The 20398-nt window shown below is 69.3% G+C and carries 22 protein-coding genes; 4 read left to right on the top strand and 18 right to left on the bottom strand.

What is annotated here, in order from left to right:
• Positions 1–18: 18 nt before the first annotated feature.
• The 6 genes from lgt to DYE23_RS13330 all read right to left on the bottom strand — a co-directional run bounded on the left by lgt (position 19) and on the right by DYE23_RS13330 (position 7581).
• A complete protein-coding gene (lgt, locus tag DYE23_RS13355; RefSeq protein WP_115327379.1) occupies positions 19–2541 on the bottom strand; it encodes a prolipoprotein diacylglyceryl transferase in 2523 nt (840 codons plus the stop codon).
• Positions 2538–3326 carry a tryptophan synthase subunit alpha gene (gene trpA, locus DYE23_RS13350; protein ID WP_011894456.1) on the bottom strand — a complete coding sequence of 263 codons (789 nt, stop codon included), beginning with the start codon at positions 3324–3326 and terminating at the stop codon, positions 2538–2540. Before trpA ends, lgt begins: the two co-directional genes overlap by 4 nt.
• Entirely contained in the window at positions 3323–4585 is a 1263-nt protein-coding gene (gene trpB, locus DYE23_RS13345) for a tryptophan synthase subunit beta (protein ID WP_011894457.1), read from the bottom strand. Before trpB ends, trpA begins: the two co-directional genes overlap by 4 nt.
• Positions 4586–5404: an indole-3-glycerol phosphate synthase TrpC gene (gene trpC, locus DYE23_RS13340; protein ID WP_011894458.1), complete on the bottom strand. Its 819-nt coding sequence runs from the start codon at positions 5402–5404 to the stop codon at positions 4586–4588.
• A 72-nt stretch (positions 5405–5476) separates the two neighbouring features.
• On the bottom strand, positions 5477–6058 hold the full coding sequence (locus DYE23_RS13335) for a TIGR02234 family membrane protein (protein ID WP_115327378.1): 582 nt from the start codon (positions 6056–6058) through the stop codon (positions 5477–5479).
• Positions 6055–7581, bottom strand: coding sequence for an anthranilate synthase component I (locus DYE23_RS13330; protein ID WP_011894460.1), 1527 nt, complete (start codon positions 7579–7581; stop codon positions 6055–6057). The genes DYE23_RS13335 and DYE23_RS13330 overlap by 4 nt, the downstream gene beginning before the upstream one ends.
• Positions 7582–7613: 32 nt before the next feature.
• On the opposite strand from DYE23_RS13330, the gene DYE23_RS13325 reads away from it, so the two are divergent.
• A complete protein-coding gene (locus DYE23_RS13325) occupies positions 7614–8069 on the top strand; it encodes a peroxiredoxin (RefSeq protein WP_172527771.1) in 456 nt (151 codons plus the stop codon).
• On the top strand, positions 8066–8860 hold the full coding sequence (locus DYE23_RS13320) for an ABC transporter ATP-binding protein (RefSeq protein WP_011894462.1): 795 nt from the start codon (positions 8066–8068) through the stop codon (positions 8858–8860). The genes DYE23_RS13325 and DYE23_RS13320 overlap by 4 nt, the downstream gene beginning before the upstream one ends.
• An 89-nt stretch (positions 8861–8949) precedes the next feature.
• Here DYE23_RS13320 and hisI read toward each other — a convergent pair whose 3' ends face one another.
• From hisI to hisD, 8 genes are read right to left on the bottom strand one after another with little or no spacing between them, the layout of a single operon-like run.
• Positions 8950–9297 (bottom strand): phosphoribosyl-AMP cyclohydrolase, encoded by a 348-nt coding sequence (gene hisI, locus DYE23_RS13315; protein WP_011894463.1) that lies wholly within the window; start codon positions 9295–9297, stop codon positions 8950–8952.
• Positions 9294–10079, bottom strand: coding sequence for an imidazole glycerol phosphate synthase subunit HisF (gene hisF / locus DYE23_RS13310; RefSeq protein WP_011894464.1), 786 nt, complete (start codon positions 10077–10079; stop codon positions 9294–9296). The genes hisI and hisF overlap by 4 nt, the downstream gene beginning before the upstream one ends.
• Positions 10076–10894: an inositol monophosphatase family protein gene (locus tag DYE23_RS13305; RefSeq protein ID WP_011894465.1), complete on the bottom strand. Its 819-nt coding sequence runs from the start codon at positions 10892–10894 to the stop codon at positions 10076–10078. The genes hisF and DYE23_RS13305 overlap by 4 nt, the downstream gene beginning before the upstream one ends.
• The gene (gene priA / locus DYE23_RS13300; protein WP_013471796.1) at positions 10891–11646 is read right to left on the bottom strand and encodes a bifunctional 1-(5-phosphoribosyl)-5-((5-phosphoribosylamino)methylideneamino)imidazole-4-carboxamide isomerase/phosphoribosylanthranilate isomerase PriA; all 756 of its coding nucleotides are present in this window, start codon (positions 11644–11646) and stop codon (positions 10891–10893) included. The genes DYE23_RS13305 and priA overlap by 4 nt, the downstream gene beginning before the upstream one ends.
• Positions 11647–11651: 5 nt before the next feature.
• Positions 11652–12272 carry an imidazole glycerol phosphate synthase subunit HisH gene (gene hisH / locus DYE23_RS13295; protein ID WP_115327377.1) on the bottom strand — a complete coding sequence of 207 codons (621 nt, stop codon included), beginning with the start codon at positions 12270–12272 and terminating at the stop codon, positions 11652–11654.
• The gene (gene hisB, locus DYE23_RS13290; RefSeq protein ID WP_115327376.1) at positions 12269–12877 is read right to left on the bottom strand and encodes an imidazoleglycerol-phosphate dehydratase HisB; all 609 of its coding nucleotides are present in this window, start codon (positions 12875–12877) and stop codon (positions 12269–12271) included. Before hisB ends, hisH begins: the two co-directional genes overlap by 4 nt.
• On the bottom strand, positions 12874–14007 hold the full coding sequence (locus tag DYE23_RS13285) for a histidinol-phosphate transaminase (protein WP_115327375.1): 1134 nt from the start codon (positions 14005–14007) through the stop codon (positions 12874–12876). Before DYE23_RS13285 ends, hisB begins: the two co-directional genes overlap by 4 nt.
• Positions 14004–15362: a histidinol dehydrogenase gene (hisD, locus tag DYE23_RS13280; RefSeq protein ID WP_013471797.1), complete on the bottom strand. Its 1359-nt coding sequence runs from the start codon at positions 15360–15362 to the stop codon at positions 14004–14006. Before hisD ends, DYE23_RS13285 begins: the two co-directional genes overlap by 4 nt.
• Before the next feature lie 35 nt (positions 15363–15397).
• Here hisD and DYE23_RS13275 point away from each other — a divergent pair, with 35 nt between their 5' ends.
• Together DYE23_RS13275 and DYE23_RS13270 are read left to right on the top strand one after the other, a co-directional pair.
• Positions 15398–15781 carry a nitroreductase family deazaflavin-dependent oxidoreductase gene (locus DYE23_RS13275; protein WP_011894471.1) on the top strand — a complete coding sequence of 128 codons (384 nt, stop codon included), beginning with the start codon at positions 15398–15400 and terminating at the stop codon, positions 15779–15781.
• A 23-nt stretch (positions 15782–15804) separates the two neighbouring features.
• Positions 15805–16443: a LysE family transporter gene (locus tag DYE23_RS13270; RefSeq protein WP_115327374.1), complete on the top strand. Its 639-nt coding sequence runs from the start codon at positions 15805–15807 to the stop codon at positions 16441–16443.
• On the opposite strand, the gene DYE23_RS13265 is transcribed toward DYE23_RS13270, so the two are convergent.
• Genes DYE23_RS13265 through nadA form a run of 4 tightly spaced genes read right to left on the bottom strand, consistent with a single transcriptional unit; the run spans position 16440 to position 20349 of the window.
• A complete protein-coding gene (locus DYE23_RS13265) occupies positions 16440–16889 on the bottom strand; it encodes a hypothetical protein (RefSeq protein ID WP_115327373.1) in 450 nt (149 codons plus the stop codon). The two genes, DYE23_RS13270 and DYE23_RS13265, sit on opposite strands and share 4 nt — an antisense overlap.
• Before the next feature lie 3 nt (positions 16890–16892).
• Positions 16893–17750: a carboxylating nicotinate-nucleotide diphosphorylase gene (gene nadC / locus DYE23_RS13260; RefSeq protein WP_115328957.1), complete on the bottom strand. Its 858-nt coding sequence runs from the start codon at positions 17748–17750 to the stop codon at positions 16893–16895.
• Positions 17750–19309 carry an L-aspartate oxidase gene (locus DYE23_RS13255; RefSeq protein WP_115327372.1) on the bottom strand — a complete coding sequence of 520 codons (1560 nt, stop codon included), beginning with the start codon at positions 19307–19309 and terminating at the stop codon, positions 17750–17752. Before DYE23_RS13255 ends, nadC begins: the two co-directional genes overlap by 1 nt.
• The gene (gene nadA / locus DYE23_RS13250; protein WP_115327371.1) at positions 19306–20349 is read right to left on the bottom strand and encodes a quinolinate synthase NadA; all 1044 of its coding nucleotides are present in this window, start codon (positions 20347–20349) and stop codon (positions 19306–19308) included. The genes DYE23_RS13255 and nadA overlap by 4 nt, the downstream gene beginning before the upstream one ends.
• Between the last annotated feature and the right edge of the window lie 49 nt (positions 20350–20398).

Here is a 20398-nt window from a genome sequence, read left to right as displayed (position 1 = left end):
GCGGGCTGCAGACTTGGATCAGCGGTTACGGCGCCGACGAATCCATTGGCGCACAAGGCCTGCGGGTCCCGACTGAGCAGGCTCAGACGACGACTCGGTGACCACCGTGTAAGGAGAATGTTCAGACGTCGGCAACGCCGGGCCTTCGGGTTCGCCCTCGGCGTCCGACTCCTCCGGCTCAGCATCGGTCAACGCCTCAGCATCAACTTCGGCAACACCCTCGACAGCCTCGTGAGCCTCCGGCGCATCCTCAACCGCCGCGGCCACCTCATCACCATCCATCGAGCCCAGACCAGCAGCCTCGGTCTCGGCATCGGTATCGGCGTCGGTATCGGCGTCGGCATCGGCATCGGCGTCGGCGTCGGCGTCGGCGTCGTTCAAAGCCTCAGCATCAATCTCGGCAACCTCAGCGACGGCCTCAGCGTCAGCATCGGCAGCCAGTTCTTCAGCCTCGGCCTCACCTTCGACCGCAGCCTCATGAACCTCCGGCGCATCCTCAACCGCCGCAGCCACCTCATCACCATCCACCGAACCCACACCCGCAGCCTCGGTCTCGGCGTCGGTCAAAGCCTCGGCCTCGGCGTCGGCGTCGTTCAAAGCCTCAGCGTCAGCATCGGCAGCCAGCTCCTCGGCTTCGGCCTCACCTTCGACCGCAGCCTCGTGAACCTCCGGCGCATCCTCAACCGCCGCAGCCACCTCATCACCATCCACCGAACCCAGACCCGCAGCCTCGGCGTCGGCATCGGTCAAGGCCTCGGCGTCCACATCTTCGTCGGCGCCGGTCAAAGTCTCCGCATCAACCTCGGCAACCTCGGCGGCCACTTGAGCTTCCGCGTCAGCCTCGGGAGCCAGTTCTTCGGCCTCGGCCTCACCTTCGACCGCAGCCTCGGTCTCGGCATCCACATCGTCGTCGGCGTCGTTCAAAGCGTCGGCATCAACTTCGGCAACCTCAGCGGCGACGGCCTCAACCTCTGCCTCAGCAGCCAGCTCCTCGGCCTCGGCCTCACCCTCGACCGCAGCCTCGTGAACCTCCGGCGCATCCTCGACGGCCGCAGCCACCTCATCGCCATCGACCGAACCCAGACCCGCAGCCTCGGTCTCGGCATCGACGTCGGTCAAAGCGTCCGCATCAACTTCGGCAACCTCAGCCTCAGCAGCCAGCTCCTCAGCCTCGGCCTCACCCTCGACCGCAGCCTCGTGAACCTCCGGCGCATCCTCGACGGCCGCGGTTTCGGCATCGGCATCGGCATCGGCGTCGGTCAACGCCTCCGCATCATCTGATACCGACGCGCGGGCAGCACCGGCGCCGGCGGCAGCTTCGGCCGCCTCCTCACCTTCGACCGCGCCGAGACCACCGGCCTCATCGGGTACCGGAGGTGCGTCGACTTCTTGGGGTTCGACTGCGCCGTCCGCGACCTCGACATCCTCCGAGGCTTCGAGCAATGCGACGAGGTCCGCCGCGTCGGCCGCCCCTTCGACGGCGGACTCATTGGCGGCCGATGCACCCCCGGCCGCTTCCAGCGCTTCATCGCCTTCGACCGAACCCAGCCCACCGGGCGGCGATCCGCCGCCATCCCGCTTCTCATCCTCGCCGGCGACCGTCGCTGCTGCGACGACTCCGACCGCGGATGCCAGAGCCACATCTTTGGCGAGGTCCTCGACGTCGGACTCGGCGTCCTGATTTCCGCGCAGCGACTCGGGAGCTTCCCTGCCCTTCGGCGCCACGATGACGTAGACCACGGCGGCGACGAACACGAAGGTGGCCGTGAAGGTGTTGACCCGAATTCCGGCCAGCAGCGTCGCCGTGTCACTGCGCATCAGCTCAATCCAGAAACGTCCCGCGCAGTAGCCCGCGACATACAGCGCGAACAACCGGCCGTGACCGATCTTGAACCGACGATCCACCAGGATCAGCACCGCGAAAACCAGCAGGTTCCACAGCAACTCGTACAGGAACGTCGGGTGAACGACCCCGATCAACTCACCGGTCGAGATGCCGTTGAGGGAGTCGAGCACGCCCGCGGAATTGCGACGCTCGTAGATCTCCAGACCCCACGGGACAGTGGTCTCCCGGCCGTAGAGTTCCTGGTTGAAGTAGTTGCCGAGCCGGCCGATGGCCTGGGCCAGAACGATTCCCGGGGCGATCGCGTCCCCGAAAGCAGGCAGCGGTATCCCCCGGCGGCGACACGCGATCCAGGCGCCGACGGCGCCGAGCGCGACCGCTCCCCAGATGCCGAGTCCGCCGTCCCAGATCCGCAGGGCCGCAGCGGGACCGGCGCCACCCTCACCGAAGTAGGTGGGCCAGTCCGTGATGACGTGGTAGAGCCGGCCGCCGATGAGGCCGAAAGGCACCGCCCACAACGCGATGTCGTAGATGACGCCGGGTTCCCCGCCACGTGCGACCCAGCGGCGGTCGCCGATCACCAGTGCGGCGACGATGCCGACGATGATGCACAGCGCGTAGGCGCGGAGCGGGAACGGGCCGAGGTACCAAACGCCCTGAGGTGGACTCGGGATGTAGGCCAGTACCGTCGTCGTCACGCAGTGATCCTCTGCCGTACGCCGTCTGCAAGTTCCGCTGTCAGCGAGCGCACCGCGGGGATGCCCTCCTTGAGCGCCGACACCAGTGCCGATCCGACGATGACGCCGTCGGCGTAGGCGCCGATCTCTGCTGCCTGCTCACGGGAGCGCACGCCCAGCCCCACACCGACCGGGATGTCCGAGATGGCCTTCACGCGCGCGACGAGCTCCGGCGCGGCGTTGGACACCGCGTCGCGTGCGCCGGTGACGCCCATCGTGGACGCCGCGTAGACGAATCCGCGGGACGCCTGCACCGTCTCGGCGAGACGCTCCGGCGTCGACGACGGGGCCACCAGGAAGATCCGGTCCAGATCGTGTGCCTCGGAGGCGGCGAACCAGTCGTCGGCCTCGTCGGGGATCAGGTCCGGCGTGATCAACCCGAGCCCGCCTGCCGACGCCAGGTCACGGGCGAACGTGTCGACTCCCTTGCGCAACACCGGATTCCAGTACGTCATTACGACCGCCTTGCCGCCGGCATTGCTGATCGCCTCGACAGCGCGGAACGCGTCGTGCACCCGGACGCCGCCGCGCAGCGCGACTTCGGTCGCCGCCGCGATGACCGGACCGTCCATGCCGGGGTCCGAGTATGCGACACCCACCTCGACGATGTCGCAGCCAGACTCGACCAGCGCGACCATCGCCTGGATCGACGTGTCGACATCCGGAAACCCGGTGGGCAGATAGCCGATCAGCCCCGAACGGCCCTCGGCACGGCAGGAGTCGAACAGCCCGGCCAGCCGGCTCATCGTGCCCCGTCCTCCATCAGACCGAACCACTTCGCCGCCGTCTCGACGTCCTTGTCGCCCCGACCAGACAGGTTGACCAAGATCACCGTTCCGGGGCCCCGCTCGACGCCGAGCTTGAGCGCTCCGGCGATCGCATGCGCGGACTCGATGGCCGGGATGATGCCTTCGGTACGGCTCAACAGCGACAGCGCGTCCATCGCCTCGCTGTCGGTGATCGGAAGATACCGCGCACGACCCACGTCCTTGAGCAGCGCGTGCTCCGGCCCGACACCGGGATAGTCCAAACCTGCTGAGATCGAATGGGATTCGATGGTCTGTCCGTCCTCGTCCTGCAACAGGTACGAGAACGAGCCCTGGAACGCGCCGGGCGATCCGCCGGTGAACGTCGCGGCGTGACGTCCGGTTTCGACGCCGTCGCCCGCCGCCTCGTACCCGATCAGGTCGACGCCCGGGTCGTCGATGAACGCGTGGAAGATCCCGATCGCGTTCGATCCGCCTCCGACACAGGCGACGACGGCGTCGGGCAGGCGTCCCGCCTGATCGAGCATCTGCGCACGGGCTTCCATCCCGATGACGCGCTGGAAGTCGCGCACCATCATCGGGAACGGGTGCGGTCCGGCCGCCGTGCCGAAGCAGTAGTACGTGTTGTCGGCGTCGGCGACCCAGTCCCGGAACGTCTCGTTGATGGCGTCCTTCAACGTCTTCGAGCCCGACTCGACGGACACCACCGAGGCTCCGAGCAGACGCATCCTGGCCACGTTCAGCGCCTGTCGGGCGGTGTCCACCGCGCCCATGTAGATGACACATTCCAGGCCCAGCAGCGCGCACGCGGTCGCGGTCGCCACGCCGTGCTGCCCGGCACCGGTCTCGGCGATGACCCGGGTCTTGCCCATCTGCTTGGCCAGCAGCGCCTGCCCCAGCACGTTGTTGATCTTGTGAGATCCGGTGTGGTTGAGGTCTTCTCGTTTCAGGAAGATCCGCGCACCGCCCGCGTGCTCGCTGAGCCGTTCGGCTTCGTAGAGCGGTGACGGGCGGCCGGTGTAGTGGCGTTGCAGGCGGTCGAGTTCATCGAGGAACGTCTGGTCGCTGCGTGCCTTCTCATACGCCGCGGTCACCTCCTCGATAACCGCCATCAGCGCCTCGGGAACCAACCGTCCGCCGTAGGCGCCGAAGTGGCCTCGGGCGTCGGGGTCGTGCGGGGTGGGCTCAGCGACCGCGGCGCTGGCGCGCGGCAGGTCGGGGCCGGCGAAATCGACCACTTAGCGAGCGGGTTTCGGGCAGGACGGATGGGTACCGGCGGTCACCAGGTCGGCCACCGCGCTGCGCGGGTCGCCGCTGGTCACCAGGCCCTCGCCGACGAGAACACCGTCGGCGCCGGCCCCGGCGTAGGCGAGCAGGTCGGCGGTACCGCGCACGCCCGACTCGGCGATCTTGATCACGTTGGTGGGCAGACCCGGCGCGATGCGCGCGAAGCAGTCCCTGTCGACCTCAAGGGTCTTGAGGTTGCGAGCGTTCACGCCGATGAGCGAGGCACCCGCCTGCAGTGCGCGATCCGCCTCTTCCTCGGTGTGCACCTCGACCAGCGCGGTCATCCCGAGAGACTCGGTGCGTTCCAGCAGCGACTCCAGGGCGGGCTGCTCCAGCGCCGCCACGATGAGCAGCAGCAGATCGGCGCCGTGCGCCCGCGCCTCGTGGATCTGGTAGGGCCGGACGATGAAGTCCTTGCGCAGCACCGGAATCGACACCGCCGCGCGGACCGCGTCCAGGTCGTCGAGCGATCCGTTGAAGCGGCGCTGCTCGGTCAGCACGCTGATCGCGCGCGCTCCGCCGCTCTCGTAGGCGCTGGCCAGTTCGGCGGGATCGGCGATCGACGCCAGCTCGCCGCGTGACGGGCTGGCCCGCTTCACCTCGGCGATCACCGCGATGCCCGGCGCGCGAAGCGCGGCCATGACGTCGAGCGGCGCAGGCGCGCGCTCAGCTCTCGCTTTGACCTCGGCCAAGCTGACGACAGCCTCGCGGGCAGCGACGTCAGCGCGCACTCCCTCGAGGATGGAATCGAGGACGGTCGCCGAACCCATGGGCGCCCCTTCCCTTCCCCAGACGGCCTTTCGATGCACCCCGAAGGGTAGTCGCCACCGCGCCATGAGTTGTCACCGCCCCTTGTTGTCGGGATTGGTCGGATCGCGTCCCTCATCGAGCGCATCCCAGATCATCCGCTCCGACATCGCCGACGCCTCGGTCGGTGCCTCGGCGGCGGGTCGGCGGGTGTAGCGCGCGGTCTCGGCGCGCCCGCGCGCGGCCGACCGCATCATCACGACGGCACCCACCAGCGACAACGCGGCCGCGATCAGGGTGATCACCGCGCCGACGTAGTCGCGCTGCGTGTCGAGCAGATCGGCCACCGGCACCTCGGCCAACCGTGCGGCGCGCACAGCCACATCGGCGACCACCCACAGGCTGATCGCCAGATAACCCATGCCGGCGCTCGCGGCGGCCACCAGCACCGCCAGGATCCGCAACGGCCACCCGCGCACGGCCAGCGCCGCGACCGCCGCCGCCAGGATCAGCAGCGCCAGCGGAACGAGCGCGGTCGACCAGGTGGCTCCGGACAGGTCCGTGGTCTTCGGCTGCCCGAGACCGTCGAAGGAACTGATCTGCACCCACGTCATCCGCGACGCCGCCCAGAGCCCCGCCGCGGCGAGGATCAGAAGGAGCTGCGCGATCCGGATCACGGCTCGCTCAGCGTCTCCGCCGCGGCGATCGCGGCCAGCACCGCACGCGCCTTGTTGGCGGACTCGTTGTATTCGTACGGGCCGTTAGAGTCGGCGACGACGCCGCCGCCGGCCTGCACATAGGCCGTGCCGTCGCGCATCAGGGCCGTCCGGATCGCGATCGCGAAGTCGGCGTTGCCCGCGAAGTCGAGATAGCCGAGCACGCCGCCGTACAGGCCGCGACGGGTTTTCTCGACCTCCTCGATGAGCTCCATGGCCCGCACCTTCGGCGCCCCCGACAACGTTCCCGCCGGGAAGCACGCCGTCACCGCGTCGAGGGCGGACCTGCCGTCGGCGAGCAGCCCGGTCACCGTCGACACCAGGTGCATGACGTGGCTGTAGCGCTCGATGTGGCTGTAGTCCTCAACCTTGACGGTGCCCGGCCGGCAGACCCGGCCCAGATCGTTGCGGCCGAGATCGACGAGCATCAGATGCTCGGCGCGTTCTTTCTCGTCGGAGAGCAACTCCTTCTCCAGGAGGATGTCCTCCTCTTCGGTGTCGCCGCGCCACCGGGTACCGGCGATCGGGTGGGTCGTCGCGCGCCCGTCCTTGACGGTGACGAGCGCTTCGGGGCTCGATCCGACGATCGAGAAGTCCAGTCCCCCATCGTGATCCGGCACATTGAGCAGGTACATGTACGGGCTCGGGTTGGTGACCCGCAGCATCCGGTACACATCGAGCGGGTCTGCGGCAGTGTCCATTTCGAACCGTTGCGACGGCACCACCTGGAAGGCCTCACCGGCCTCGATGTCGCCGACCAGTTTGTCGACGATCGCGGTGTACTCGTCGACGCTGAGCTGCGCACGGGGCTGCGGCGCGGGCCTGCGGAACGTCGCGACCGTCGACGCCAGCGGCTCGGCGAGCGCCGCGGTCATCACGTCCAGACGCGCCACCGCGTCGTCGTAGGCCTCGTCGACGCGTTCGTCGGTGCCGTTCCAGTTGACCGCGTTCGCGATCAACGTGATCGTGCCCTCGTGGTGGTCGACCGCCGCGATGTCGGTGGCCAGCAGCAGCATCATGTCCGGCAGGCCGAGGTCGTCGACGGTCAGCTCCGGCAGCCGTTCCAGCCGGCGGACCAGGTCGTAGGCGAAGAAACCGACCAGACCCGAGGACAGCGGCGGCAGGCCGGGCAGTGCGGCGGTCTCCAGCAGCGTCAGCGTGGTCCTGAGCGCCTGCAGCGGGTCACCCCCGGCGGGCGCGTCCTGCGGGATGACCCCGAGCCAGACGGCCTCGCCGTCGCGGACCGTCAACGCCGACGGGGCGCCCGCGCCGATGAACGACCATCGCGACCACGACCGGCCGTTCTCCGCCGACTCCAGCAGGAAGGTTCCGGGCCGGTTGGCGGCGAGCTTGCGATACGCCGACAGCGGCGTCTCGCTGTCGGCGAGCACCTTGCGGGTCACCGGGACCACGCGGTGCTCGGCGGCCAGCGTCCGGAAGTCCTCACGCGACGTCGTCACGGAGAGATCGGCGGTCGTCTGCACCCGGTAATCGTCTCAGAAGTACCGTGGAGATCGTGAATCGTGGCGATCGCGTGACCGAGTTCGAACTCCCGGACCAGACGGGGACCACCAGGACGTTGACCGGGCTTCTGGCCGACGGCCCCGTCGTGCTGTTCTTCTACCCGGCGGCGATGACCCCGGGGTGCACCAAGGAGGCCTGCCACTTCCGCGACCTCGCCGCCGAGTTCGCCGCGGTGGGTGCCACCCGGGTCGGCATCAGCGCCGACCCCGTCGACAAGCAGGCACAGTTCGCCGACAAGCAGAACTTCGACTATCCCCTACTCTCGGACACCGAGGGCACGGTCGCCGCCCAGTTCGGCGTCAAGCGCGGACTGCTCGGCAAGTTCATGCCGGTGAAACGGACCACGTTCGTCATCGACACCGACCGCACCGTGCTCGAGGTCATCGCCAGCGAGTTCAGCATGGACACCCACGCCGACAAGGCGCTCGAGGTGCTGCGCGCGCGGTGACCGCAGTTCTGGAACTCTCCGATGTGACGTTCCGCCGCAACGGCACACGCATCATCGACGGCATCTCGCTGACCGTCGGCGCGGGTGAGCACTGGGCGCTGCTCGGTCCCAACGGCGCGGGCAAGAGCACGCTGCTGGGATTCTGCGCCGCGGTCCTGTTCCCGACGTCGGGCACGGTGCGGATCCTCGGTGAGCAGATGGGTCGGGTGGATCTGTCCCGGCTGCGGCACTCCATCGGCCACGTGAATCCGCGCCATCAGCTGCAGTACTCGCTGACGGTCCGCGAGGTCGTGATGACCGGGATCACCGCGACGATCGACACTCCGATGCGGTGGACGGCCTCCGACGAGGAGAACGCACGCGCCGACGCGATGATCTCCGCAGTCGGGTTGTCCCACAAGGCCGACGACGTGTGGCCGACGCTGTCCCAGGGTGAGCGCGGCCGCACCCTGATCGCCCGCGCACTGATCGCCGAGCCTCGCCTACTGCTGCTCGACGAGCCGTCCACCGGGCTCGATGTGGCTGCGCGCGAACAGCTTCTGGAGACCATCGACTCCCTGGACCAGACCCACCCCGAAGTGGCGTCCATCCTGGTGACGCACCATCTCGAGGAACTGCCGACCTCGACGACCCATGCGCTGCTGATCGCCGACGGCCGCACCGTGGCCAGTGGCCCGGCCCGCGAGACCATCACCACCGAGACGGTGTCGGAGGCGTTCGCGCATCCCGTGGTGGTCGGCTACGACGAAGGCCGCTGGACCGCGCGGGCCAAGGCGTCACGCATCATCTAGGTGCTGACCGCTCGCCGACTCTGAGGCTGTTACTCATCGGCGGCTCAATTCTCGCCGATATGTTCAGACTCGACGCCCCGCCGGGAGGGCTAAGCCTCGGGGTCGAGCAACAGATCGGCGTCGAAGCACGAGTGATCGCCGGTGTGGCACGCGCCGCCGACCTGGTCGACCACGAGCAGCACGGTGTCACCGTCACAGTCCAGCCGCACCGAGTGCACGTGCTGCGTGTGCCCTGAAGTCCTGCCCTTGATCCACTGCTCGCCGCGCGAGCGCGAGAAGTACGTCGCCTCACGGGTTTCCAGGGTGCGGGCCAGCGCATCGTCGTCCATCCACGCGACCATCAGGACATCACCCGACCCGCGCTCCTGCACCACCGCGGTGAACAGACCGTCGGCATTGCGCTTCAGACGGGCCGCGATCGTGGGATCCAGACTCACCGCACCACAATCCCTTCGGCCTTCATCGCCGCCTTCACCTCACCGATGGTCAGGTCACCGAAATGGAACACGCTCGCCGCCAGCACCGCGTCCGCACCGGCGAAGACGGCCGGCGCGAAGTGCTCCACCGCTCCTGCGCCCCCGCTCGCGATCACCGGAACGGTCACCGCGCCGCGCACCGCACGCAGCATCTTCAGATCGAAGCCCGCCTTCGTCCCGTCGGCGTCCATCGAATTCAGCAGGATCTCGCCGACGCCGAGTTCGGCGCCCTGGGAAGCCCATTCGACCGCGTCGATGCCGGTGCCGCGCCGACCGCCGTGCGTGGTGACCTCCCACCCCGACGTGGTCGGCGTGGATCCCTCCGGGACGGTGCGGGCGTCGACCGACAGCACGATGCACTGCGAGCCGAACTGCCGCGACAACTCGGCGAGCAACTCCGGACGCGCGATCGCGGCGGTGTTCACCGACACCTTGTCGGCGCCGGCACGCAGCAGCACGTCGACGTCGGCGATCGACCGCACACCGCCGCCGACGGTCAGCGGGATGAAGACCTGCTCGGCGGTGCGCCGCACCACCTCCAGCATCGTGGACCGGCCTGAGGACGATGCGGTGACGTCGAGGAAGGTCAGCTCGTCGGCGCCCTCGGCGTCGTAGGCGGCGGCCAGCTCGACCGGATCCCCGGCGTCACGCAGATTCGCGAAGTTCACGCCCTTGACCACGCGGCCGTCGTCGACGTCCAGACACGGGATCACCCGGGTGGCGACATCACTCGCCGGCTTCACAGGTAGTCCTTCGGATCACCGGCCGCGCGCAGGAGCTGCAGAATCTCCTCGTGCACACCGGGTGCGGCGGCCAGCGCCGACGGTGAGGACGCGGTCCACGGTTCACCGTCCAGATCGGTGACGACTCCCCCGGCGGCGCGCACCAGCGCCACCCCGGCGGCGTGATCCCAGATGTGGTGGCCGAAGCTGATCGCCCCGCCCAGGACTCCGGCGGCGACGTAGGCGAAGTCGACCCCGGTGGCGCCGTGCATGCGCATCCGCGAGCACTCCCGGCTGAGATTCTCCAGGACCTTGACGCGGTAGCGGCCGGGATAGCGTCCGCGCGAGTCGATGTTGAACGTGCCTGTGCCGACGATCGATTCGGCCAGGCTCACCGGTTCCAACCCGGGCAGTGGCGCGCCGTTGCACCGCACCTGCTCGCCGAGGATCGCCGTGTAACGCAGGTCCATGAACGGCAGCCACGTCAGCCCGAGCACCGGTTCGCCGTCGATCAGAAGACCCAGCAGTATCGCGGCCGTCGGCAACCCGGCCGCGTAGTTGAACGTGCCGTCGATCGGATCGAGCACCCAGACCTGCTCGGATTCCAGCGATTCACCGCCGAACTCCTCGCCGTGCACCCCGATGCCGGTCAGTCGGTTCAGCTCGGCCACCACGCGCCGCTCGATCGCCAGGTCGACCTCGGTGGCGAAGTCGTTGCCCTTCTTGGCCACCGCCGAGTCAGCCCGGTGGCCGTCGATGAACTGGGCAGACGCACCGTCGAGCACACCGGCCGCCGTGGTGAGCAGATCGACCAGCTGCGAACGGTCGAGCGTCACGTCCGGACCGCGTCGAGTGCCTGCGGCAGGGTGAACCGCCCCGCGTACAACGCCTTTCCGACGATCGCACCCTCGACCCCACGATCGGTCAGGGTGGCGATCGCGCGCAGGTCGTCGAGACTCGACACTCCGCCGGATGCGATGACGGGGGCGTCGGTGCGCTCGCACACCTGGGCCAGCAGATCCAGGTTGGGTCCGTTGAGGGTTCCGTCCTTGGTCACGTCGGTGACCACGAAACGCGAACACCCTTCGCCGTCAAGACGTTCCAGCACGGTCCACAGATCGCCGCCGTCGGTCTCCCAGCCCCGGCCCCGCAACCGGTACTGACCGTCTTCGATCTTGACGTCGAGCCCGACGGCGACCTTCTCGCCGTGCTCGGCGACGACCTTCGCGCACCACTGCGGATTCTCCAGCGCGGCGGTGCCGAGGTTCACCCGCGCGCAGCCGGTCGCCAGCGCCGCGGCCAGCGACTCGTCGTCGCGGATACCGCCGGACAACTCCACGGCCACGTCGAGACGGCCGACCACATCGGCGAGCAGCTCACGGTTCGATCCTCGCCCGAACGCGGCGTCCAGATCGACCAGATGGATCCACTCGGCGCCGTCGCTCTGCCATTGCATCGCCGCGTCCAGCGCCGACCCGTACTCGGTCTCGCTGCCGGCCTGCCCCTGCACGAGTCGCACGGCGCGACCCTCGACCACGTCGACCGCGGGCAGCAGGATGAGCTTCGAAGAGGCATTCACGGGATTCACGCTGGTCAACTTAGCGCCCCGACCCAGTTCGACAGTAATTCGGCGCCGGCGTCGCCGCTCTTCTCGGGATGGAACTGAGTCGCCGAGAGCGGTCCGTTCTCGACCGCGGCCAGAAACGGCACATGGTGGGTGGCCCACGTCAGCAGCGCCGACGGATCACCCTCCCACTGCTGGGCGGCGTAGGAGTGCACGAAGTAGAAGCGGGTCTCGGCGTCCATGCCCTTGAACAGCACGCTGGAGGCCGGTGCGTCGACGACGTTCCAGCCCATGTGCGGCACCACCGGCGCATCGAGTCGCACCACCGCGCCCGGCCACTGGCCGCACCCGGTGGACTCCACCCCGAACTCGACGCCGCGCGCGAACAGGATCTGCATGCCCACGCACACACCGAGCACCGGCCGGCCCGCGGCCAGGCGGTCGGCGATGATCTTCTCCCCGCCGATACCGCGCAGCCCCGTCATGCACGCCTCGAACGCGCCCACCCCGGGTACGACGAGCCCGTCGGCGTTGGCGGCGGCGTCCGGGTCGGCCGTGACCTCGACCTCGGCGCCGACACGCTCCAGTGCGCGCTGCGCCGAGCGCAGGTTGCCCGACCCGTAATCGAGCACGACCAGTTTCTTTGTCACAGAGTGCCTTTGGTGGAGGGAACGCCGGTCACACGCGGGTCGTACTCGACGGCCTGGCGAAGTGCCCGCGCAACGGCCTTGTACTCGGCCTCGGTGATGTGGTGCGGGTCGCGCCCGTAGAGGGTGCGGACATGCAGGGCGATCCGGGCGTTGTAGGCCAGCGACTCGAACACGTGCCGGTTGACCACCGTGTGATACGGCGCCGCGGACCCGGCGATCGTGAACTGCACCATGTAGTCCGGCTCTCCGGTGTGCACGAAGTACGGCCGGCCGGAGACGTCGACCGCGGCGTGCGCGAGGCATTCGTCCATCGGGATGAACGCGTCGCCGAATCGGCGGATGCCCTTCTTGTCACCCAGCGCTTTCGCGAGCGCCTGGCCGAGCACGATCGACGTGTCCTCGATGGTGTGGTGGCCCTCGATCTCGATGTCGCCGACCGCCTTCACCGTGAGGTCGAAGCTGGCGTGGGTTCCGAGCGAGGTCAGCATGTGGTCGAAGAACGGCACACCGGTGTCGATGCTGACCTGTCCGGTGCCGTCGAGTTCGAGCTCGACGACGATGTCGGACTCTTTGGTCTTGCGTTCGACTTTCGCGAAACGACTCATGGTGCTCCTATTCGGACGCTGGCTGCCAGCAGCGCGTCGTTCTCGTCGGCCAGGCCGATGGTGGTGCGCAGGTATCCGGGTATCCCGACGTCGCGGATCAACACGCCCTCGTCGAGGTAGCGCTGCCACGTCGCGGGTGCGTCGGCGAATTCGCCGAACAGGACGAAGTTCGAATCGCTCGGGATCACCCGGAAACCCAGTTCTGTCAGTGCGGTCGACACGCGTTCACGCTCGGCGACCAGGGTTGCCACGCTCGACAGGGTCTCCTCGGCATGGCGCAACGCCGCGCGGGCGGCGGCCTGGGTGACCGAGGACAGGTGGTAGGGCAGCCGGACGAGCAGCATCGCGTCGATGACGGCGGGTGCGGCGACCAGGTAGCCGAGCCGGCCGCCCGCGAACGCGAACGCCTTGCTCATCGTGCGACTGACCACGAGCCTCGTCGGATACTGCGCGAGCAGCGCGATCGCACTGGGCTGCGACGAGAACTCGCCGTAGGCCTCGTCGACGATCATGATGCCACCGCTCTGCGACGACAGCGCGTCGAGCAGAACCCGCAGATCGTCGAGCGAAACGCTCTGCCCCGTCGGGTTGTTCGGGCTCGTCACGAACACTACGTCGGGGGCGTGCTCCTTGATCGCCGTCGCCGCGGCGGCGGCGTCGAGGCTGAAATCGTCGGCCCGGTTGGCCGCCAGCCATCGGGTCTGGGTGCCGTCGGCGATGATCGGGTGCATCGAATAGGACGGCACGAAACCGAGGGCGCTACGGCCCGGACCGCCGAACGCCTGCAACAGCTGCTGCAGGATCTCGTTGGAACCGTTTGCCGCCCAGACATTCTCGACGCCGACCGGGTTGCCGGTCTGCGCGGTGAGGTATGCGGCCAGATCGGTGCGCAGCGCAACCGCGTCCCGGTCGGGATAGCGGTGCAGCTCCCCCGCGACCTCGCGCACGGACCGGGCGACGTCGTCGATCAGCGCCTGTGTCGGCGGATGCGGATTCTCGTTGGTGTTCAGCCGCACCGGCACCACGAGTTGCGGTGCGCCGTAGGGAGACTTGCCCCGTAGGTCGTCGCGCAGCGGCAGATCGTCGAGGGTGACCCCGAAGCCCGGGCCGCCCGCTTCGAAAACGGTCACGACTCGAACCTCCGCCGGACGGCCTCCCCGTGGCTCGGCAGGTTCTCGGCGTTGGCCAGCGTGATCACATAGCCCGAGACGTCCTTGAGGGCCGCCTCGGTGTAGTCCACGACATGGATACCGCGCAGGAACGTCTGCACCGACAGCCCACTGGAGTGGCGTGCGCAGCCGGCGGTGGGCAGCACGTGATTGGACCCGGCGCAGTAGTCGCCGAGGCTCACCGGCGAATACGGACCCACGAAAATGGCGCCCGCCGAACGGATCCGGTTCGCCACCTGAGCCGCGTCGGCGGTCTGGATCTCGAGGTGCTCGGCGGCGTACGCGTTCACGGTGCGCACACCGGCATCGACGTCGTCGACCAGCACGATCGCCGACTGCCGGCCGCGCAGCGCCGCGGTGACGCGCTCCCGGTGCACCGTGGTCTCCAGTTGCAGCGCGAGCTCGCGGTCGGTGGCGTCGGCGAGATCGGTGCTGTCGGTGACAAGGACGCTGGCCGCCATCTCGTCGTGCTCGGCCTGGCTGATCAGATCGGCCGCGACGTGGACCGGGTCGGCGGTGTGATCGGCGAGGATCGCGATCTCGGTCGGACCCGCCTCGGCGTCGATACCGACCTGCGACCGGCAGATGCGCTTGGCGGCGGTCACGTAGATGTTGCCGGGACCGGTGATCATGTCGACCGGCGCCAGCTCGGTCTCGCCGTCGGTGTCGGTGCCGCCGTAGGCCAACAGGGCGACCGCCTGCGCGCCGCCGACCGCCCACACCTCGTCCACGCCGAGCAGCGCGGCGGCGGCGAGGATGGTCGGGTGCGGCAGACCGGCGAACCGGTCCGGGTTCGTCTTCTGCGGGGGGCTCGCGATCACCAGCGAGTCCACGCCCGCGGTCTGGGCGGGCACGACGTTCATCACGACGCTGGACGGGTAGACGGCATTGCCCCCCGGCACGTACAGGCCGACCCGCTCGACGGGCACCCACCGCTCCGTCACCGTCGCACCCGGAGCCAGCGTGGTCGTGGTGTCGGTGCGGCGCTGGTCGGCGTGCACGATGCGGGTCCGCTCGATCGCGACCTCGAGCGCGGTGCGCACGTCGTCGTCGAGCGTGTCCAGCGCCTCGGTCAGCTTGTTCGACGGCACCCGAACCCTGTCGGGCCGCACGCCGTCGAACGAGGCGCCGTACTCGAGCGCCGCGTCGGCGCCGCGCGCGGCCACCGCGTCGACGATGGGTCGCACCTTCGGCACCACGGCGTCGACGTCGACGCCGCCGCGAGGCAGCGCGGTGCGCAGCCGGGCCGCCGACAGCGCCGTGTCGCGCAGATCGATGCGCCGCAGGAGCGCTGGCGATACATTCACGCTGTCCATTGTCCCAGAGCAGGCCAAATCCATTTGGAGGCGTCGTGTCCGACTTGCCGCGGATGTTCCCTGAGTGGCTCGACCGGATCCAGATCAAATACATGAACCCGGTGATCAAGCCGCTGGCCGGCAAGGTCCCCGGCATTTCGGTCATCAAACACCGAGGTCGGACGTCCGGACGCGACTATCAGACCATCGTGACCGCGTACCGCGGGGATGGCCGGCTCGCGATCGTCCTCGGGCACGGCAAGACCGACTGGGTCAAGAACGTCCTCGCCGCGGGCGAGGCCGACGTGCAACTCTTCCGTGACCAAGTGCACATCGTGAATCCGCGCATCGAGCCCAACGGCGACGGGGTCACCGCGCTTCCCGCGATCGCACGCCGCCAGGCGAAGAAGATCGCGGTGTTCGTCGCCGATATCGCTTGACCTCACCTGAAACACTCATCGCCATGACCTGGCAGATGTGGCTGGCCTTCTTCGGCGCAGCCGTCGTGATCGCGGTGTCGCCCGGCGCCGGGGCGATCCAGTCGATGGCGACCGGCCTCACCCACGGCGTCAAACGCGGGTACTGGAGCATCGTCGGCCTGGAGGCCGGGCTGATGCTGCAGCTGACCCTGGTGGCCGTCGGGCTCGGCGCGGCGGTCGCGAACTCGGTGCTGGCGTTCACCGTCATCAAGTGGCTCGGCGTCGCCTATCTCGCCTACCTGGCGTGGCGGCAGTGGCGCAGCGTCGCGGTCGACCTGCACAGCCAGGTGGACCGCGGGATGGACGGCGGCCGCGTGTCGCTGATGGTGCGCGGCTTCCTGGTCAATGCCACCAATCCGAAGGGGCTGCTGTTCTTCCTCGCGGTGATGCCGCAGTTCGTGAACCCGGCCGCGCCGCTTCTGGCCCAGTACCTGGCGATCGCCGTGACGATGGTCGCGGTCGACATGGTCGTGATGGGCTTCTACACCGCGCTGTCGGTGCGTCTGCTGACCTGGCTGCGCACGCCGAGACAGCAGACGACGCTCAACCGGGTCTTCTCAGGGCTGTTCGCGACCGCCGCGGTGGTGCTGGCCCTGGTGCGCCGCGGGCCGGCCGCCGCCTAAGCGCAGCGTTCGCTGATGGCGGAGCTCACGGCCTCGGCATCCTGGAGCCGGCCCGCCTGCACCTCGTCGGTGTTCGGAACACCGGCGGTGGCCGCGGCCCCGATGTCCATCAACTGGTTGGCGAACCTGCGGACCTCGGCGGCCAGATCGGTCGGGGTCGCCGGATCCAGCTTCGCCAGCAGGTACTGACCGCCGTCGAACAGCGCGACGCGGGCGTTGGCCGCGACCGCGAGCGCGCCGGTGATGTCTCCCGACCCGCCCGGGGGCGTCACGTTGGTGTTGGTCGCGACGCCGGTGCGGACGGTCTCGAACGCCGCGCACACCGCGGCTTTCGCGTCACCGCGTTGGGCCTCGGTGTAGTCGGGCTCGGCGTCGAATGTCCGGATCAGCGCGAAGACGGCGATGCCGAGCGCCAGCACCGCCGCCGCCAGGGTCACGGCCTTCACGGGCTAGAGGTCCAGTCCGAGATCCAGCACCCGCACGGAGTGGGTCAGGGCACCGACGGCGAGGTAGTCCACCCCGGTGCCGGCGTACTCGGCGGCATTCTCCAGTGCGAGGCCGCCGGAGGATTCGAGCTTGGTCTGAGGTGACCGCGCGTCGCGGCGCTGTACCGCGATCTGGGTCTGCCACACCGGGAAGTTGTCGAGCAGCACCAGTTCCACACCCTCGGTGAGAACCTCGTCGAGTTGCTCGAGCGAGTCGACCTCGACCTCACACGGCAGATCGGGTGCCACAGCCCGTACTTCGCGCAGCGCGGCCACCACCGAGCCGGCGGCCGCGACGTGGTTGTCCTTGATCAGCGCGGCGTCGCCCAGGCCCATCCGGTGGTTGACCCCGCCACCGACCCGGACCGCGTACTTCTGCAGCGCACGCAGACCGGGCAGCGTCTTGCGGGTGTCCCGGATCTGGGCCCCGGTCCCGGAGACGGCATCGACCCACGCCGCGGTCGCGGTCGCGATACCGGACAGGTGACACACCAGGTTGAGCATCGTGCGCTCGGCGGTGAGCAGGCCGCGGGTCGGCGCCTTGACCGCCAACGCCACCGTGCCGGCATCCATCCTGGTGCCGTCGGGGATCAACTGTTCGACGCTGTATGCGCCCGACCCGATCACCTCGTCGAGCACCATGACCGCCAGCTCACCGCCGGCGAGGACGCCCGGCTCCCGCGGCACCATCAACCCGGTCGTCGACGCGTCGGCACCGACGGTCGCCGTCGTCGTGACATCCGGTCCGTACCGGAGGTCCTCCTCCAGGGCGCGGGCGATCACCGCCCGGGCTTCGGCGCGTTCGTAGTCGCTGAACGTCATCAGCATCCCACCGTGGCTGGGGCGAGGCCGGAAGCGATGCTGACGGCCTGCGCGGGATCGGTCAATGGATGGTCGGAGCGGTGGTGACAGCCCCGGGTCTCGGTGCGCGCGAGCGCGGCGTCGGCAACCGCGGAGGCGACCGCGGTCAGGGCGGCATCCTCGAAGTCGTTGCGGTTCCTGAGGTTTCGCACCGGGGCGGTACCGACCAGATCCCGGATCCGGTGCAGGCCGTCGGCGGTGCGCACCACCGAGGCGTACCGCGTCATCGCCGCCTGCAGTTCCGCACGCGGCAGCGCGGGACGGACCTGCGGTCCGGGATCGACGATCCGCGTCGGACCAGCGACCGTGGCGTGCTCGGCGGCCGCGGTTCCGGCCCGCCGTCCGACCACCAGTCCTTCGAGCAGGCTGTTGGACGCCAACCGGTTGGCCCCGTGCATACCGGTGCGCGCCACCTCGCCGGCGGCGAACAGCCCGGAGATACCGGTACGTCCGTCGACGTCGGTCACCACGCCGCCGCAGCTGTAATGCGCACCGGGCACCACCGGAATCGGCTGGCGCACAGGATCGATGCCGGCTTCCAGGCAGGACGCGGTGACCGTCGGGAAACGCGTCGGGAAGTCGGCGATGCCGCGGGCGTCGAGGTAGACGCACTCGTCCCCCGTCTCGGACAGCCGCGCCTCGATCGCCGCGGCCACCACGTCGCGCGGCGCCAGATCACCCATCGGGTGAACGCCGTCGGTCACCGAACGCCCTTGGCGGTCGACGAGTTTCGCGCCCTCACCGCGCAGCGCCTCGGTGATCAGCGGTCGGCGCCCGATCCCGGCGCCCGCGTACAGCATCGTCGGGTGGAACTGGATGAACTCGAGGTCGGCGACCGGCAGCCCGGCCCAGATCGCGAGCGCCACACCGTCGCCGGTCGAACCGTCCGGATTGGTCGTGGCCGAGTAGAGGTGCCCGAGACCACCGGTCGCCAGGATCACCGACGGTGCGTACACCGCGCCGACACCGTCGTCGCTGAGGACGGTGACGCCGGCGACCGCGCCGCCGTCGAGGATCAGATCGAGCGCCACGTGGTTGCGGCGGATGTCCAGCGACGCCGCCGCGAGGTCGAGCGCCTTCTGCACCTCGGCACCGGTGGCGTCGCCCCCGGCGTGGATGATGCGGCGCCGGCTGTGCCCGCCCTCCCGGGTCAGCGCCCAGCGGCCCGGCTCGGATTCGTCGAATCGCGCTCCGGCGGCGACCAATTCGGTGACGGCGTCGAAGCCGTCGGCGACGATCGAGCGCACGGCGGCGGGATCGCACAGGCCTGCGCCGGCGGCGAGGGTGTCGGCCACGTGGGCGTCGACGGAGTCGCCGCCGTCGCGCAGCACGTCGGGAAGGACGACCGCGATACCGCCCTGGGCGTAGAACGTGGCGGTCTCGGCGGCCTTGCTCAGCAGCACCACCCGCAGGCCGCGGCGGTGCGCGGCGAGCGCGGCGGCCAGCCCCGCGACGCCGGTGCCGACGATCACGACGTCAGCGCGCCGGCGCCACCCGCCTGCGCCGCCGCACCCGGTCATTCTCCGCCGCCGGGCTGCCCGATCTCGATCATCCGCTGCACGCTCAACCGGGCCTTCGCGGCCATGTCCGGGTCGACGTGCACTTCGTCGGCGCCCTCGACGAGGCAGCGCAGCATCGCGGCCGGGGTGATCATCTTCATGTACCGGCACGACGCTCGGTCGTTGACCGCCCGGAAGTCGACATCGGGTGCGGCCCTGCGCAACTGGTGCAGCATCCCGACCTCGGTGGCGACCAGCACCTGGCGTGCTCCGGTCTCGCGGGCGGCGTCGAGCATGCCGCCGGTGGATAGGATCTTCACCCGGTCTTCGGGGAACGCACCTTCACCGGCCAGGTAGAGGGCCGAGGTGGCGCAGCCGCATTCGGGGTGGACGTACAGTTCGGCGTCGGGATGCGCCCTGGCCTGGTCGGCCAGCTCGTCGCCGTTGATGCCGGCGTGCACGTGGCATTCGCCCGCCCAGACGTGCAGGTTCGTGCGTCCGGTGATCCGGCGGACGTGGGCGCCCAGGAACTGGTCCGGGCAGAACAGCACCTCGCGGTCCGCGGGGATGGATGCGACGACCTCGACGGCGTTCGACGAGGTGCAGCAGATGTCGGTCTCCGCCTTCACCGCGGCGGTGGTGTTGACGTAGGAGACGACGACCGCGCCGGGATGCTCGGCCTTCCACGCCCGCAGTTCGTCCGCGGTGATGGAGTCGGCCAGCGAGCACCCCGCCCGCTGATCGGGGATGAGGACCGTCTTCTCGGGCGAGAGGATCTTCGCCGTCTCGGCCATGAAGTGCACGCCGGCGAACACGATGGCGTCCTCGGGAACCTCGGCGGCGATCCGCGACAGCGCCAGGGAGTCCCCGACGTGATCGGCCACGTCCTGGATCTCGGGCAACTGGTAGTTGTGCGCCAGCAGCGTCGCCCCGCGCAGTTTCAGCAGGCGGCGGACCTCGTCGGCCCACGCCGCGTCGCCGTCGACGCCGGAGAAGCCACCCGGGCCGTCGACGACACGGTCTGCCAGTGCGGCGTCAAATGTCCCAGCGAGAACCGTCATCGCCGTCTCCTTCGCTTCCTCGAGGTTTTCGACTTACAATCGAAAACAT

This window comes from Mycolicibacterium gilvum, from assembly GCF_900454025.1.
Lineage (GTDB): Bacteria > Actinomycetota > Actinomycetes > Mycobacteriales > Mycobacteriaceae > Mycobacterium > Mycobacterium gilvum.
This window is presented reverse-complemented; position numbering and strand designations above follow the sequence as displayed.

What these genes read in the sequence shown, in the direction of transcription:
- trpA (WP_011894456.1), bottom strand. Translation starts at nt 3,326, where the DNA reads ATGAGCCGGCTGGCCGGGCTGTTCGACTCCTGCCGTGCCGAGGGCCGT.
- trpC (WP_011894458.1), bottom strand. Translation starts at nt 5,404, where the DNA reads ATGGGTTCGGCGACCGTCCTCGATTCCATCCTCGAGGGAGTGCGCGCT.
- hisB (WP_115327376.1), bottom strand. Translation starts at nt 12,877, where the DNA reads ATGAGTCGTTTCGCGAAAGTCGAACGCAAGACCAAAGAGTCCGACATC.
- hisD (WP_013471797.1), bottom strand. Translation starts at nt 15,362, where the DNA reads ATGGACAGCGTGAATGTATCGCCAGCGCTCCTGCGGCGCATCGATCTG.
- DYE23_RS13270 (WP_115327374.1), top strand. Translation starts at nt 15,805, where the DNA reads ATGACCTGGCAGATGTGGCTGGCCTTCTTCGGCGCAGCCGTCGTGATC.
- nadC (WP_115328957.1), bottom strand. Translation starts at nt 17,750, where the DNA reads ATGACGTTCAGCGACTACGAACGCGCCGAAGCCCGGGCGGTGATCGCC.
- DYE23_RS13255 (WP_115327372.1), bottom strand. Translation starts at nt 19,309, where the DNA reads ATGACCGGGTGCGGCGGCGCAGGCGGGTGGCGCCGGCGCGCTGACGTC.
- nadA (WP_115327371.1), bottom strand. Translation starts at nt 20,349, where the DNA reads ATGACGGTTCTCGCTGGGACATTTGACGCCGCACTGGCAGACCGTGTC.